A 15029-nucleotide genomic window follows, 5' to 3' on the forward strand; every position below is an offset into this window, starting at 1 on the left:
TCAGTGCCAGGGCAGACCGGCGCGATGCCGCCAGTAGGCCTCCGGTTCCTCGACCAGGGCGTCGAGGCGGGCCCGCTGCTCGTCGTCCAGGTCGACGACGGCGGCGTGCAGATTGCCGGAGAGCTGGCCCACCGTGGCGGCTCCGGAGAGCACGACGCCCGCCCAGGGCTGGTGCAGGACCAGGGCGAGGGCGACCGCGTCGCCGCCCACGCCCGCGCCGGCGGCGATCTCCCGGAACACGGCGGGGGCCTCGTCCCCGGCGAGCCGCCCGTTGGCCATGGCCTCCTTGACGATCACGGTGACGCCGGCGTCGTGGGCCTCGGCGAGCGCGGGCGCGGCCGAGGTCTCCAGGGCGTTGAAGGTGGCCTGGACCGTACGGAAGAGGGGCTCGCCGTCGACCGTGACGGCGAGGGCGGCCCGGATCGCGTCGGCCTGGGCGGGCCCGCTGGTGGAGAAGCCGACGGTGACGCCGTCGGCGGCGAGTGCGGCCAGGCGTTCGTGGAGCTCCTTGTCGGCGAGGGCCGGGCTGTCCGGGGTGAGCGAGTGGACCTGGTAGAGGCTCAGCCGGTCGCCGAGGAGGTCCCGGGTCTCGGCGTACTGGCGCTCGAAGGTGGCGAGGCCGTGGTCCTTGACCTCGTGTTCCTCGGCCTCGACGCTCCAGTCGGCGGTGTAGGTGTAACCCCACTTGCTGCCGACGACGAGGTCGGTGAACGAGGGCCGGGCGTCCAGCCACTCGCCCAGGAACTCCTCGGCGCGGCCGTAGGAGCGGGCGGTGTCGACGTACCGGACGCCCTGGGCGTAGGCGGCGTCCAGCAGTTCGTAGGTACGGGTGCGCAGGGCGTCGACGCCCCGGTCGGCGGGCAGGTCCCGGTCTCGGTGCAGATTGATGTAGCCGGGCCTTCCCACGGCGGCCAGGCCCAGCCCGATGTGGGCGGTCGGGGTCGTCGCGGCGGCCAGGGCGGCGAAGGGCATCGCGGGCTCCTCGGGTCGGGTTTCGGATACTCCTACCCCGATGAACGCGGACCGCGACACCCTTCGGCCATCCGGTGCGGCGCCACGGCCACGCGCACCTGCCCGGCGCTTCCTACGGGCGGGCGGTCGCCCAGGCGTGCTGAGCGGCGAGGTCCTCCTTCACCTCGGCGAGCTGGACGGCCACGGCGGAGGGGGCCGTTCCGCCCCGGCCGTCGCGGGAGGCGAGGGCACCCCGCACATGGAGGACGGTGCGGACCTCGGGGGTGAGGTGCTCGGAGATCCCGGCGAACTGCTCGTCGCTGAGCTGGTCGAGCTCGATGCCGTGCCGCTCGCACTCCTTGACGCAGGCGCCGGCCACCTCGTGCGCCACCCGGAAGGGGACACCCTGCTTGACCAGCCACTCCGCGATGTCGGTCGCGAGCGAGAAGCCCGCCGGGGCCAGCTCCTCCATGCGCTCGCGGTTGACGGTGAGGGTGGCCATCATGCCGGTGAAGGCGGGCAGCAGGACCTCCAGCTGGTCGCAGGAGTCGAAGACGGGCTCCTTGTCCTCCTGGAGGTCGCGGTTGTACGCGAGCGGGAGCGCCTTGAGCGTGGCGAGCAGGCCGGTCAGGTTGCCGATGAGGCGGCCGGACTTGCCCCGGGCCAGCTCCGCGATGTCCGGGTTCTTCTTCTGCGGCATGATCGAGGAGCCGGTGGAGAAGGCGTCGTGCAGGGTGACGAAGGAGAACTCCTTCGTGTTCCAGATGATGACCTCCTCCGCGATCCGGGAGAGGTTGACGCCGATCATCGCGGTGATGAAGGCGAACTCCGCGACGAAGTCCCGCGAGGCGGTGCCGTCGATGGAGTTGGCGACCGAGCCGCGCTCGAATCCCAGGTCGGCGGCGACCGCCTCCGGGTCGAGCCCGAGCGAGGACCCGGCGAGCGCCCCGGAACCGTACGGGGAGACGGCCGTGCGCCCGTCCCACTGGCGCAGCCGCTCGGCGTCCCGGGAGAGGGACTGCACATGGGCGAGCACATGGTGGGCGAAGAGGACGGGCTGGGCGTGCTGGAGGTGGGTCCGGCCCGGCATCGCGACATCCGCGTGGGCCTCGGCGAGGCCCACCAGCGCGCTCTGGAGGTCGGCGATCAGGCCGCCGATGGTCCGGGCGTGGTCGCGCAGGTACATCCGGAAGAGCGTGGCGATCTGGTCGTTGCGGGACCGGCCGGCCCGCAGCTTGCCGCCGAGGTCCGCGCCGAGGCGCTCGAGGAGTCCGCGTTCCAGGGCGGTGTGGACGTCCTCGTCGGCGATCGTGCCGGTGAAGGAGCCGTCGGCGACGTCGGCTTCGAGCCGGTCGAGCCCGTCGAGCATCCGGGTCAGCTCATCCTCGCTGAGCAGGCCCGCCTTCTTGAGGACGCGGGCGTGGGCGCGGGAGCCGGCGATGTCGTACGGCGCGAGCCGCCAGTCGAAGTGGACGGAGGCCGACAGCTTGGCCAGCGCCTCGGCCGGTCCGTCGGCGAAACGCGCGCCCCAGAGCCGGACGTCACCGTTGTTGCTGCTCACTGCGTGCTCCTCAAGGGCAAAGGCCGAGGCCAGGGCGGAAGGCCGGGACAGAAGGCCAGGGCGGAAGGTGCGGATATGCGGCCGCCTCCCTGCCGCGTGACGACGGGGAGGCGGCTGTACAACGAAGGAGGGTCAGCCGAGGTCGCGCTTCGCGGCGATCTTCGAGGAGAGACCGAAGATCTCGATGAAGCCCTGCGCCTTGGACTGGTCGAAGGTGTCGCCCGAGTCGTAGGTGGCGAGGTTGAAGTCGTACAGGGACTCGCTGGACTTCCGGCCGGTGACGACGGCGCGGCCGGCGTGCAGGGTCATCCGGATGTCGCCGGTGACGTGCTGGTTGGCCTCGTTGATGAAGCCGTCGAGCGCCCGCTTGAGCGGGGAGAACCACAGGCCGTCGTAGACCATCTCGCCCCACCGCTGCTCGACCTGCCGCTTGTAGCGGGCCAGCTCGCGCTCGACGGTGACGTTCTCCAGCTCCTGGTGGGCGGTGATCAGCGCGATCGCGCCGGGCGCCTCGTACACCTCGCGGGACTTGATGCCCACGAGCCGGTCCTCGACCATGTCGATCCGGCCGATGCCCTGCGCTCCGGCCCGCTCGTTGAGCTGCTGGATCGCCTGGAGGACGGTGACGGGACGGCCGTCGATGGCGACGGGCACGCCCTCCTTGAAGGAGATGACGACCTCGTCGGCCTCGCGCGGGGTGGCGGGGTTCTCGGTGTACTCGTAGATGTCCTCGATCGGCGCGTTCCAGATGTCCTCCAGGAAGCCCGTCTCGACGGCGCGCCCGAAGACGTTCTGGTCGATGGAGTACGGGGACTTCTTGGTGGTCGCGATCGGGAGGTTCTTGTCCTCGCAGAAGGCGATCGCCTTGTCCCGGGTCATCGCGTAGTCGCGGACCGGGGCGATGCACTTCAGGTCGGGGCCGAGCGCCGAGATGCCGGCCTCGAAGCGGACCTGGTCGTTGCCCTTGCCGGTGCAGCCGTGGGCGACGATCCCGGCGTCGTGCTTGTGGGCGGCGGCGACGAGGTGCTTGACGATGGTCGGCCGGGAGAGGGCCGAGACCAGCGGGTAGCGGTCCATGTAGAGGGCGTTGGCCTTGATCGCCGGGAGGCAGTACTCCTCGGCGAACTCGTCCTTGGCGTCCGCGACCTCGGCTTCGACGGCACCGCAGGCGAGCGCGCGCTTGCGGATGACGTCCAGGTCCTCGCCGCCCTGGCCGACGTCCACGGCAACGGCGATGACCTCGGCGCCCGTCTCCTCGGCGATCCAGCCGATGGCGACGGAGGTGTCCAGGCCGCCCGAGTAGGCGAGTACGACGCGCTCGGTCACGGGTTTCTCCTTACGGTGCAATCACTGATGGGTATAACTATGCGGTCCTCCGTATTGTTTGTCAAAACGGCAGGTCAGAGCGGTGAAATTGGCCGTACGGACGGAGAATGCCGATGCTCCTGGGCCGGAACGCCGCTCGGCTGTCCCGTCATCCCTGGCGGCACAGCCCTTGGCATCGGCATCCGACGACGGGGAGGGGGGCCGTGATGAACGGCAGTGACGGGGAGACGCTGAGAGCCCTGGTGCGGGCGGGCGGGGAAGCTTCGCCGGACGAGGCGGCGGACAGCGCATCGGCCCAGGCGTGGGTGGCCTTCGACGCCGGCGTAAGCGACCGACCATGGCTGCCGCCCCGCCCGCCCGAGGAGCCGGGACGGCCGGTCGGGACGCCACCCGCGACCGCCCTGGCCACGCGGACGGGCGGATCCGGCAGGCGGCCCCGGACGCGGTCCGCGCCGCCCCGGAGCTGCGCCCGCTCCTGGTGGTGCGGTGCGCGGACTGGGTTCCTCCGGTGCGCGAGCGCTCCCGGACACTGCTCGCCGAACTGCCCGGGAGCGCCCTGATCCCGCTGGCCGAACTGATCCCGCCGCTGTCGCGGCGGGCCCGGGGCGGCTTCGCCCGTGCCCTGCTGGAGGACGCGCTGCGGGAGGGCCCGGCGGCGGATGTGCCGGCGCTGACGGCCCACCGGAGCTGTGCGCCGATCCCGCCGCGCATCCGGGAGCCGCCGCCGGGCTCGGCGAATGCGGCGAACGCGCGACGGACGCCGGGACGCTGCGGGCCCTCCTGGAGCACCCGCTGCCCGCCGTGCGGCTGCACGCGATCACCGGGCTGCGCGCGCTGGATCACGCGGTACGGGATCGGCTGACGCCGTTGCTGGACGACCCGAGCCCGGCCGTGGTGCGGGCGGCGACCCGGGCCCTGCTGCCGGCGGCCGCCGGGATTCCGGGGCCCCTGCTGCGCGAGCGGACCGCGCCGGACCGGCCGCGCGCGGTGCGGGTGGCGGAAGCGGCACCGCGGGCCGGCGCCCGGTTACTGAGAACGCCCTGCTCACCAGCGCTCGGGGGCGGCGGAGTGAACCTGCCCCGTCCGCACCCGTGAGAAGTCCTGTCCGGGGTGAGCCGCTGGGCCGTACGGAGCAGGTCCGGTGGGGCGTGCCCCGGGGCCGCCGTACGGTCCGGAGCATGCGCAGATCACGGGTGACCGCCGCCGTACTCCTCGCCCTGGCCGGCTCCCTGGCGGCCGCACCCGCCGACGCCCCTCCCCTGCCGTACCGGCTGGCGGACACGGGCGGCGGCTCCCAGCTGATCACCGCCGAGGCCCCGGACAGCGGCTCCACGACCGGCACGGTGACCTGGTGGGAGCGGCGCGGGGGCCGGTGGGCGGAGGCCGGGTCCGCCCCCGCGCGGTTCGGGGCGAACGGGCTGGCCGAGGGCGCCACCCGCGAGCAGGGCACGAGCACCACGCCGACCGGGCTGTACGACCTGCCGTACGCCTTCGGCATCGAGGACGCCCCGGCGGGGACGACGTATCCGTACCGCGAGGTCACCGAGGACTCCTGGTGGTGCCAGGACAACGCCTCGCGCGCGTACAACCGTTGGGTGGAACCGCGCCCGGCGCACTGCCGGGCGGCGGAGGCCGAGCACCTGGTCTCCTACGGCACGCAGTACGCACGGGCGCTGGTGATCGGCTTCAACTACGACCGGCCGGTACGCGGCCGGGGCGCGGGGATCTTCCTCCATGTGAACGGGCGCGGGGCGACGGCCGGGTGCGTCTCGGTGCCGGCCGACGCCATGGCGGAGATCCTCGCCTGGGCGGACCCGGAGCGCGGACCGCACATCGCGGTCGGGACCGTTTCGGGCCCGACCGCGATCACACGCTACTGAAGAATTCAGCGGTCGTTCTGAGCAAGCCTCAGCAGGTGGTCGGCGAGCGCCTGACCGCCGTTCGGGTCGCGGCTGATGAGCATCAGCGTGTCGTCGCCCGCGATGGTGCCGAGGATGTCGTGCAGTTCGGCCTGGTCGATGGCCGAGGCGAGGAACTGGGCCGCGCCCGGCGGCGTACGCAGCACCACGAGGTTGGCCGAGGCCTCCGCCGAGATGAGCAGTTCGGCCGAGAGCCGGCGCATCCGCTCCTCCTTGGCCGAGCCGCCCAGCGGCGCCTGCGGGGTGCGGAATCCGCCCTCGCTCGGCACCGCGTAGATCAGCTCGCCGCCGGTGTTGCGGATCTTCACCGCGCCGAGCTCGTCGAGGTCGCGGGAGAGCGTCGCCTGGGTGACGCTCAGCCCGTCGTCGGCGAGGAGCTTGGCCAGCTGGCTCTGCGAGCGGACCGGCTGCCGGTTCAGGATGTCCACGATCCGGCGGTGGCGGGCGGTGCGGGTCTGCGGCACGGACGGCCCGCCGTGCTCGGTTTCCTGCGCCTCGGTCATCGTCGTCGCCTCATTCTCCGGAGGGTCATGCTCCGGATCGTCCGTCCCCGTGTGCCGCGTCGAGAGCGCTCGGCAGGATCTCCAGGAACGCGTCCACCTCCGCGTCACCGATGATCAGCGGCGGCATGAGCCGTACGACATCGGGGGCGGGCGCGTTCACCAGGAGGCCGGCTCCCTGGGCCGCCTGCTGCACCTGCGGTGCGAGGGGTCCGGTGAGCACGATACCCAGCAGCAGGCCACTGCCGCGGACATGGGAGACCAGCGGATGTCCCAGCGCCTCGACTCCGGCGCGGATCTTCTCCCCGAGCCGCTTGACGTCGTCGAGCACGCCGTCGGCCGCGAGGGTGTCGATGACGGCGAGTCCGGCGGCGCAGGCGACCGGGTTGCCGCCGAAGGTGGTGCCGTGGTGCCCCGGCTTCAGCAGGTCGGCGGCCGGACCGAACGCGACGGTCGCCCCGATCGGCAGACCGCCGCCGAGGCCCTTGGCGAGGGTGACGAGGTCGGGTTCCACGCCGTGGTGGGCCTGGTGCTCGAACCACTGGCCGCAGCGGCCGATGCCGGTCTGGACCTCGTCCAGGACGAGCAGCGTCCCGGTCGCCCGGGTGATCTCACGAGCGGCCTCCAGATAGCCCTCGGGCGGGACGACGACACCGTTCTCGCCCTGGATCGGCTCGATGACGACCAGCGCGGTGTCGGTGCTCACCGCGGCCCTGAGCGCGTCGGCGTCCCCGTACGGCACATGCGTGACATCGCCGGGCAGCGGCCGGAACGGCGCCTGCTTCCCCGGCTGGCCGGTCAGGGCGAGCGCGCCCATCGTCCGGCCGTGGAAGCCGCCGTCGGTCGCGACCATGTGGGTGCGCCCGGTGAGCCGGCCGATCTTGAAGGCGGCCTCGCTGGCCTCCGCGCCGGAGTTGGCGAAGAAGACCCGGCCGCGACGGCCGAAGAGCTGGAGCAGCCGCTCGGCGAGCGCGACGGGCGGCTCGGCGATGAACAGGTTCGACACATGGCCGAGGGAGGCGATCTGGGTGGAGACGGCCTCGACGACGGCGGGATGGGCGTGGCCGAGCGCGTTGACCGCGATGCCGCCGACGAAGTCGAGGTAGCGGGTGCCGTCCTCGTCCCAGACGTGGGCGCCCTCACCGCGGACGAGCGGCAGGCGGGGCGTGCCGTAGTTGTCCATCAACGCGCCCTGCCACCGCGCGGTGAGCCCTTCGGCTCCGGTGCCGGTCATGATTCCCCCTGCTGCTGGTGTCCGTCGGCTGCTCGTACGTCGATGGGGGCGTCCGGCACGACCATCGTGCCGATGCCCTCGTCGGTGAAGATCTCCAGCAGGATCGAGTGCTGGACCCGGCCGTCGATGACGCGGGCGGTCTCGACGCCGTTGCGCACGGCGTGCAGACAGCCCTGCATCTTGGGGACCATGCCGCTGGACAGCTCGGGCAGCAGCTTCTCCAGCTGACCGGCGGTGAGCCGGCTGATCACGTCGTCGCTGTTGGGCCAGTCCTCGTACAGCCCCTCGACATCGGTGAGGACCATCAGCGTCTCGGCGTTCAGGGCGGCGGCGAGCGCGGCGGCCGCGGTGTCGGCGTTGACGTTGTAGACGTGGTGGTCGTCGGCGGAGCGGGCGATGGAGGAGACGACCGGGATGCGACCGTCGTCCAGCAGCGCCTGGATGGCCCCGGTGTCGATGGCGGTGATCTCGCCGACCCGGCCGATGTCGACGAGCTCGCCGTCGATCGTGGGCCGGTGCTGGGTGGCGGTGATGGTGTGGGCGTCCTCGCCGGTCATGCCGACGGCGAGCGGGCCGTGCTGGTTGAGGAGCCCGACCAGCTCGCGCTGGACCTGTCCGGCGAGCACCATCCTTACGACGTCCATCGCCTCGGGGGTGGTGACCCGCAGCCCGGCCTTGAACTCGCTGACGAGTCCCTGCTTGTCGAGCTGGGCGCTGATCTGCGGGCCGCCGCCGTGCACGACGACGGGTTTGAGACCGGCGTGGCGCAGGAAGACGACGTCCTGGGCGAAGGCGGCCTTCAGTTCCTCGTCGATCATGGCGTTGCCGCCGAACTTGATGACGACGGTCTTGCCGTTGTGCCGGGTCAGCCAGGGCAGCGCCTCGATGAGGATCTGCGCCTTGGGCAGGGCGGTGTGCTTCCTGGCGGGGCTCTGCGTTCCCCCGTCTGAGTGATTGACGGTCATCCTCGGCTTCCTAGAGGCTGTGACCAGCCGCCGGGCGGGCGGTGTTGGCCTGCGGAGGCGACGTGAGACCGAGTCGGATGCGTCCGAACCGGCTGCCGCCCTTGAAACAGGAAGCCTCACCGGTGACGGTGAGACTCGCCTTCGGGCGAGCACGTCAAGAGCTGTACGCGCTGTTCTCATGGACATAGTCGGCCGTCAGGTCGTTCGCCCAGATCGTCGCCACAGCCTTACCTGCCGCGAGGTCCGCTGTGATGCGGACCTCGCGGTAGCGCATGTCGACGAGGTCGCGGTCCTCTCCGACGGATCCGTTCCTGCACACCCAGACATCGTTGATGGCGACGTTGAGCCGGTCCGGCTCGAAGGCGGCCTTCGTCGTGCCGATGGCGGAGAGCACACGGCCCCAGTTGGGGTCCTCTCCGTGGATGGCGCACTTGAGGAGGTTGTTACGGGCGATGGACCGGCCCACCTCGACGGCGTCGTCCTCCGAGGCCGCGTTGATCACCTCGATGCGGATGTCCTTGGAGGCGCCCTCGGCGTCGCCGATGAGCTGCCGGGCGAGGTCCGCGCAGACGGCCCGTACGGCTTCGGCGAACTCTCCCTGCTCCGGGGTGATTCCGCTGGCGCCGGAGGCGAGCAGCAGCACGGTGTCGTTGGTGGACATGCAGCCGTCGGAATCGATCCGGTCGAAGGTGGTGCGGGTGGCGTCACGGAGCGCGGCGTCCAGCACGGGGGCTTCGACGTCGGCGTCAGTGGTAAGAACGACGAGCATGGTGGCCAGGCCCGGGGCGAGCATCCCCGCGCCCTTGGCCATGCCGCCGACGGTCCAGCCCTCGCCGCCCGCGACGGCCGTCTTGTGCACGGTGTCGGTGGTCTTGATGGCGATGGCGGCCTTCTCACCGCCGTGCTCGCTGAGGGCTGCGGCTGCCTGCTCGATGCCGGGGAGCAGCTTGTCCATGGGAAGCAGGAGGCCGATCAGCCCGGTGGAGGCGACGGCGATCTCGCCCGCGCTGTGGCCCTCCAGCACCTCGGCGGCCTTCTCGGCGGTGGCGTGGGTGTCCTGGAACCCCTTGGGTCCCGTACAGGCGTTGGCGCCACCGGAGTTGAGGACGACGGCGGTGACCTCGCCGCCCTTGAGCACCTGCTCCGACCAGAGCACCGGGGCGGCCTTGACGCGGTTGGAGGTGAAGACGCCCGCGGCGGCGCGGCGCGGCCCGTTGTTGACCACGAGGGCCAGGTCCGGGTTCCCGCTGTCCTTGATTCCCGCGGCGATGCCCGCCGCCGAGAACCCCTGTGCTGCCGTGACGCTCACGGTGCCACTCCGATCGTCGAAAGACCTGTGTCCTCGGGAAGTCCGAGGGCGATGTTCATGCTCTGCAGGGCGCCGCCCGCAGTGCCCTTGGCGAGATTGTCGATGGCGCAGATGACCACGATCCGTCCGGCGGCTCCGTCGTGGGCGACCTGGATCTGTACGGCGTTGGAGCCGTACACCGCGGCGGTGGCGGGCCACTGCCCCTCGGGCAGGAGGTCCACGAACGGCTCGTCCGCGAACGCCTTCTCGTACACCGCGCGCAGACTCTCCGCGCTCACGCCGGACTTCGCCTTCGCGCTGCACGTGGCGAGGATGCCGCGCGGCATGGGCGCGAGGGTGGGCGTGAAGGAGACCGTGACCGGCTCACCCGCGGCGGCGCTGAGGTTCTGGATCATCTCGGGCGTGTGACGGTGTCCGCCGCCGACGCCGTACGGGGTCATGTTGCCCATCACCTCGGAGCCGAGCAGATGCGGCTTGACCGCCTTGCCCGCACCGGAGGTGCCCGACGCGGCGACGATCACGGCCTCGGGCTCGGCGAGGGAGGCCGCGTACGCGGGGAAGAGCGCGAGGGACACGGCGGTCGGGTAGCACCCGGGCACCGCGATCCGCCGCGCCCCGGCGAGCGCGGCCCGCCCGCCCGGCAGCTCGGGCAGCCCGTAGGGCCAGGTACCGGCGTGCGGGGACCCGTAGAACGTCTCCCAGTCACCGGCGTCCTTCAGCCGGAAGTCGGCCCCCATGTCGACGACGAGGACCTCCTCACCGAGCTGTTCGGCGACGGCGGCGGACTGCCCGTGCGGGAGCGCCAGGAAGACGACGTCGTGCCCGGCGAGCACCTCGGCGGTGGTCGGCTCCAGCACCCGGTCGGCCAGGGGCCTCAGATGCGGCTGGAGCGATCCGAGCGTCTGCCCGGCGTTGGAGTGCCCGGTGAGGGCGCCGATCTCGACCTCCGGGTGCGCCGACAGAAGGCGGAGCAGCTCCCCGCCGGCGTATCCGCTCGCCCCTGCCACTGCTGCTCGTACCACCATCGGTAACCCTCCTGATCGATGGCATGACTATACGCATCTACGCACTTTTATGCAATGTGCTTATCGGCGGGCGGCGGGCCCCGGGGCCCCTGACCGGCGGGAACAGTGACGCACTCGGCCCGGGATCGGGCGCTACCGCCAGAAGAAGCGGTACGTCAGAAGAAGAGGACCGAACGCACCTTCAGCCGCTCCGAGGCCCCGCCGGTGTGCGGGCGGAGGAGGAAGGAGTCACCCGCGCAGTCAGTGCCGGTGAAGACCTGCGCCCAGGCGTCCGTGCGGTTCTTCGGAGAGTGGCCGGGCTGGGGGTTCTCCGCGCCGACACCCGGGAGATCGATGCACCGGCCGCTGGGCGGGCTGTTCAGGAAGCCGGTCGCCTCGTACCCCTCGACCGTCACGTAGTCGTAGCGGAACTGCCCCTCGGCGGCCGAGGCGGAGGAGGGGATGGCGGCGAGAAGCAGAGCGGCACCGAGAACGGCCGGAAAGGTGGAGCGAAAGCGCATGGGTGAAATCCTTCTGGTGAATAGGGGTGTTGCCATGACCCGTTCCTCCCGGTGGGCAGAACGGGCTGCGAGTGAGGCCACGCGCGGGAACGTGTGCGAGATCTTCCGCGCGAGGGTCACCGAGGCGACAGCGACAGTTACGCTGCGCACATATGGTGGCACACAAAGCGACCACCCATGATCCGGAGCCGGATCCGTCACGCACTACGGCACATCACCGCGTACGAGCGCCTCGGCGACCGGTGAGCCGCCGCGCCGCGCGTACGTCAGCCGCCGTCTCCTCCACGGAGGTCCGCGCCGACGAGGAGACCGCGACGTGCCGACAGGAGCGTGCCGGACATGCCGACAGGTGCGTGCCGGACATGCCGACGACAGGTGCGTGCCGGGCGGCTCTCGATCAGAACAGCTGCCCGGCAGACGACATGTGACAGCGGACCCGGGACGGGCGAAGGCGATACTGGTCGTGGCAGTCGCCCTGCCGGCGGACCGGCTCCTGGCCGGGGCCGGGCCGGTGGGGGCCGCCTTGTCGATGTCTCTGAGAGGAGCCGTTCATGACCACGGCGAAAGACCTGTTCATCATCGCCATGGCCCCGGAGCCGGAGCACACCGTGGGCCAGGGCGACCTGTCGCTCGCACTCGCGGGAGCCGAACTCCTCGATCTCGTCGGGGCGGGGGCCATCGCCGTGGACGGCGACCTCATCGTGCCGGGCGGGTCGACGGTGCCGGACGACCGGCTTCTCGGCGAGGCCGCTGCGCGGATCACCCGGAAACCGCCCTACGAGCGGATCGAGGACTGGCTCTGGCGACGTGGCCGCGACCTCTCGGCCACCTACCAGGACGCGCTGGAGGAGGACGGCGAGCTCACGCAGAAGAGAAGCGGCCGGTTGCCCTTCGGCCCCAAACGCGTGGAGCTGGTCGACACACCCGCCCGGCGCCGGGCCGTCGCCCGCCGGGAGGAGGCGGAACCCGTCCTGGCCGCCCTCGCATCGGTCGTGGGCATCGGTGGGGGACGATCCGACGACGACGAACCCCGCCTCGACGACGAGACGGTGACGACCGTGGTCGCCACCGTCCACGAAGCGGTGATGGAGCTGGAGTCCGTCCGTCAGAGGCGGACCATCGAGAACACGGCCTTCGCGAACGTCTGGCGCGGACCGTGAGCCGGGGCGGCCCCGGCCGCTCCGGTTCGGCCTTGACACGGCTGTGGCCTTGACACTGCTTTGGCCCGGCACGGTTCTGGTCTGGAACCGTTCTGACCCGGCACGGTTCTGCACGGACTCAGTACGAGCGCTCCGAACGTTGGCGGGCGGCCGTCCGTCCGGCCGTGCGCCCGGGGCGGCTCCGGCGGTGGGGCGGGTGCCTCACGTGCCCCCGGGGAGCCGCCCCACGACACGGACCGCGCCGTCGCTCCGGCCTCGGCGTACGTTCTTCGGCTGCGCGACATCGGGAGAGGGACCTCCCCCGGACGCGGGGGCCGCCGGCCGGTCCAGGAGCAGCGGAACCGCCAGGACGGGCAGCAGCCAGACGAAGACGATGAGGCGGTAGCCGAGCAGCTGGTCCAGGTTCGGGTGGCCCGCCTGGTTGAGGAGGCCCGCCGCCCCTGCCGCCAGGGCGACGGGCAGCACCACGGAGCGCCGTCTCAGCAGCGCCCAGGCCGAGAGCGCGAGCAGGGCAGGAAGGGCCGGGTAGGTGGCCTGGCGCTGGAGCCACGCCGTCCAGAAGACCTGCTCCTGGACGAAGAACTCGGGCCAGGGGTCGGGCCGATCGGGGCGCTGGTAGTGGTGGGTCAGCAGGTCCTGGGCGCTGTCCTCGCCCATGGGCCAGGACAGGAGGTGCGCCCCGGCGTAGATGAGCACCGCCAGCACACCGCACAGCCCGGCCGCCCGGAGTACGGGGGCGGGTTGCCGCCGCTTCAGGCGCAGCCACCCGGACCGGAGCAGGAAGACGCCCGTGAGAGCGGCCGCCAGCAGCAGTGCCTGCGAGTAGCGGACGAGGAACATCAGGGCGAGGCCGCCCGCGACGAGCGCCGCTCCGGTACGGGGCCGGTCCCGCAGCAGCAGCGTGCAGCCGAGGACGACCGCCATGCCGAGCGCCAGGGAGAGCCCGTCGCTCAGGGGGTTCATGGCGACGGTGCCGGTGGGCAGGGCGAGGTACAGGGCCTGCCCGGCCAGAGCGGCGCGCCAGGAAGCGCCCGCGATACGGAGGGTGAGCAGGACGCAGAAGCTCGCGGCCAGCGCGACGACCAGCCCGGCGAGCCAGAGGCCCCAGGTGGCGCCGAAGGCGGTCACGAAGGGGACCAGGAACAGCGGATAGCCGGGCCTCGCCTCGAAGATGGCCATGAACCGCTGGTTGGCGAACGGCGCGGTCATCCCCGAGGTGCTGCCGTGGCGGGACCAGTACGCGACTGACTCGTTCAGCCGGCGCACGCACTGCTCCTCCGATTCGCCCGGTGCCTTCCTACTGGTCCAGGGGATGGAGTCCAGGGGCGCGTGCTGCCCGCTGGCACAGGAGTAGGCGATGGCCAGGCGGCCCGCCTCCTGGCGGCTCTCGCCGCTGAGACTCAGGGCGTAGGAGAGGTAGTTCTTCGTGTCGGGCGAGGCCCGTCCGGTGACCGCCGTCAGCTGGAGTCCGGCGAAGGCCACGGCGATGAGCAGCATCCCGATGAGGCCGAGGTGCTGGGTTCTGCGGGTGCTCGGCGACAGCCCGCGGATGTTGCGCGACGGCCAGTGGACGCTCCGCGACGGCCAGTGGATGTTGCGCGACGGCCAGTGGGTCTTCCACAACGGCCTGTGGGTGTTGGGCATCGGACGGACGCTCCCCTGCATACGGCGGTTGTCCCATCAACGAGACAACCGGCGTGGGGTGGCGTCGCGCCGTCGGACCGGTGCGCTACCGGCCCCGCGGCTTTCCGCGCTTGCCGCTCTGGCCGCCGGCCCGGCCGCCCGACTGGGGCTTCCTGCCTGCCGCGGGCTTGTGCCGGGCGCCGCCGCCCGGCCCGCCGCCCGCGCCGACCCGCTTGCCCTTGGCCTTGTCTCCGCCCTTGCCCTTCTCCTTGGCCTGGTCCTTCGCCGTCGGGCGCGGCGGAGTGGCCGCACGGCCCCGGGTGCTGTTGACGGTGCGTCCCCGGACGATCCCGATGAACTCCTCCACCAGGTCGGGGGTGACCTCCGCCTCGGGCCAGGACAGGGCGACGCGCGACCCGGGGGCTTCCGGGACCGGACGGTAGGTGAGGTCCTTGCGGTGGTGGAGGCGGGCCAGGGACTGCGGGACGAGGAGGACGCCCACGCCCGCCGCCACCAGCTCGACCGCGTCCGCCGTGGTCGCCGGGCGCTCGACGGCGGGGCGGCCGGGCAGGGTCTCCCAGTCGAGGAGGTCGTCCAGCGGGTGCAGCACGATCTCGTCGGCCAGCTCGGCGAGCGACACCTCCTCCGCGGCGGTCGCGACATGGTCCTTGGGGATCACGACGACGGTCGTCTCGGTGTAGAGGGGGATCGCGCTCAGGACGCTCCGGTCGACCGGGAGCCGTACGAGACCGGCGTCGGCGCCGCCGCCCGCCAGCAGCTCCGGCGCCTCGGCGGCGGTGGCCCGGACGAGTTCCAGGGAGGTGCGGGGCAGCCGCTCGTGCCAGACCCTCACCCACTTGGTGGGCGTCACGCCGGGAACGTACGCGAGCCTGAAGGATGAGGGGATGTCCGAGCCTGTCACGGAACCAGGCTACCGGTCGGTGGTCGGAGGTATG

Annotated in this window: 15 protein-coding genes; 4 read left to right on the top strand and 11 right to left on the bottom strand. The window is 72.0% G+C overall.

Going from position 1 to position 15029, the window contains the following annotated elements; translation table 11 throughout:
- From ACGF2Y_RS09600 to ACGF2Y_RS09610, 3 genes are all read right to left on the bottom strand, one after another.
- Positions 1-972, bottom strand: a complete 972-nt coding sequence (locus ACGF2Y_RS09600) for an aldo/keto reductase (RefSeq protein ID WP_392944596.1) — start codon at positions 970-972, stop codon at positions 1-3.
- Positions 973-1084: 112 nt separating this feature from the next.
- A complete protein-coding gene (gene argH, locus ACGF2Y_RS09605; RefSeq protein WP_392944599.1) occupies positions 1085-2512 on the bottom strand; it encodes an argininosuccinate lyase in 1428 nt (475 codons plus the stop codon).
- Between the two features lie 132 nt (positions 2513-2644).
- Positions 2645-3838, bottom strand: a complete 1194-nt coding sequence (locus ACGF2Y_RS09610) for an argininosuccinate synthase (protein WP_392944600.1) — start codon at positions 3836-3838, stop codon at positions 2645-2647.
- A 337-nt stretch (positions 3839-4175) separates the two neighbouring features.
- Here ACGF2Y_RS09610 and ACGF2Y_RS09615 point away from each other — a divergent pair, with 337 nt between their 5' ends.
- From ACGF2Y_RS09615 to ACGF2Y_RS09625, 3 genes are all read left to right on the top strand, one after another.
- Positions 4176-4700: a hypothetical protein gene (locus ACGF2Y_RS09615; protein WP_392944769.1), complete on the top strand. Its 525-nt coding sequence runs from the start codon at positions 4176-4178 to the stop codon at positions 4698-4700.
- Complete coding sequence (locus ACGF2Y_RS09620; protein ID WP_392944757.1) at positions 4607-4933, top strand: HEAT repeat domain-containing protein; 327 nt, start codon at positions 4607-4609, stop codon at positions 4931-4933. Before ACGF2Y_RS09615 ends, ACGF2Y_RS09620 begins: the two co-directional genes overlap by 94 nt.
- An 83-nt stretch (positions 4934-5016) precedes the next feature.
- Positions 5017-5718, top strand: coding sequence for a L,D-transpeptidase (locus ACGF2Y_RS09625; RefSeq protein WP_392944602.1), 702 nt, complete (start codon positions 5017-5019; stop codon positions 5716-5718).
- Positions 5719-5723: 5 nt separating this feature from the next.
- Here ACGF2Y_RS09625 and ACGF2Y_RS09630 read toward each other — a convergent pair whose 3' ends face one another.
- From ACGF2Y_RS09630 to ACGF2Y_RS09655, 6 genes are all read right to left on the bottom strand, one after another.
- Complete coding sequence (locus ACGF2Y_RS09630) at positions 5724-6260, bottom strand: arginine repressor (protein WP_019764598.1); 537 nt, start codon at positions 6258-6260, stop codon at positions 5724-5726.
- A gap of 25 nt (positions 6261-6285) precedes the next feature.
- Positions 6286-7491: an acetylornithine transaminase gene (locus tag ACGF2Y_RS09635; RefSeq protein WP_392944604.1), complete on the bottom strand. Its 1206-nt coding sequence runs from the start codon at positions 7489-7491 to the stop codon at positions 6286-6288.
- The gene (argB, locus tag ACGF2Y_RS09640) at positions 7488-8456 is read right to left on the bottom strand and encodes an acetylglutamate kinase (RefSeq protein ID WP_392944606.1); all 969 of its coding nucleotides are present in this window, start codon (positions 8454-8456) and stop codon (positions 7488-7490) included. Before argB ends, ACGF2Y_RS09635 begins: the two co-directional genes overlap by 4 nt.
- A 154-nt stretch (positions 8457-8610) precedes the next feature.
- A complete protein-coding gene (argJ, locus tag ACGF2Y_RS09645; protein ID WP_392944608.1) occupies positions 8611-9765 on the bottom strand; it encodes a bifunctional glutamate N-acetyltransferase/amino-acid acetyltransferase ArgJ in 1155 nt (384 codons plus the stop codon).
- Positions 9762-10790 (bottom strand): N-acetyl-gamma-glutamyl-phosphate reductase, encoded by a 1029-nt coding sequence (gene argC / locus ACGF2Y_RS09650; RefSeq protein ID WP_392944610.1) that lies wholly within the window; start codon positions 10788-10790, stop codon positions 9762-9764. The genes argJ and argC overlap by 4 nt, the downstream gene beginning before the upstream one ends.
- Before the next feature lie 155 nt (positions 10791-10945).
- Positions 10946-11290 (bottom strand): hypothetical protein, encoded by a 345-nt coding sequence (locus ACGF2Y_RS09655; protein WP_392944612.1) that lies wholly within the window; start codon positions 11288-11290, stop codon positions 10946-10948.
- Positions 11291-11841: 551 nt separating this feature from the next.
- On the opposite strand from ACGF2Y_RS09655, the gene ACGF2Y_RS09660 reads away from it, so the two are divergent.
- Positions 11842-12450 carry a GPP34 family phosphoprotein gene (locus tag ACGF2Y_RS09660; protein ID WP_392944614.1) on the top strand — a complete coding sequence of 203 codons (609 nt, stop codon included), beginning with the start codon at positions 11842-11844 and terminating at the stop codon, positions 12448-12450.
- Between the two features lie 201 nt (positions 12451-12651).
- Here ACGF2Y_RS09660 and ACGF2Y_RS09665 read toward each other — a convergent pair whose 3' ends face one another.
- Together ACGF2Y_RS09665 and ACGF2Y_RS09670 are read right to left on the bottom strand one after the other, a co-directional pair.
- Complete coding sequence (locus tag ACGF2Y_RS09665) at positions 12652-13947, bottom strand: hypothetical protein (RefSeq protein WP_392944759.1); 1296 nt, start codon at positions 13945-13947, stop codon at positions 12652-12654.
- Between the two features lie 232 nt (positions 13948-14179).
- Entirely contained in the window at positions 14180-14995 is an 816-nt protein-coding gene (locus ACGF2Y_RS09670) for a LysR family substrate-binding domain-containing protein (protein WP_392944615.1), read from the bottom strand.
- Positions 14996-15029: the final 34 nt, after the last annotated feature.

Origin of the sequence: Streptomyces sp. NPDC048142, from assembly GCF_043202835.1 — a bacterium.
GTDB lineage: Bacteria > Actinomycetota > Actinomycetes > Streptomycetales > Streptomycetaceae > Streptomyces.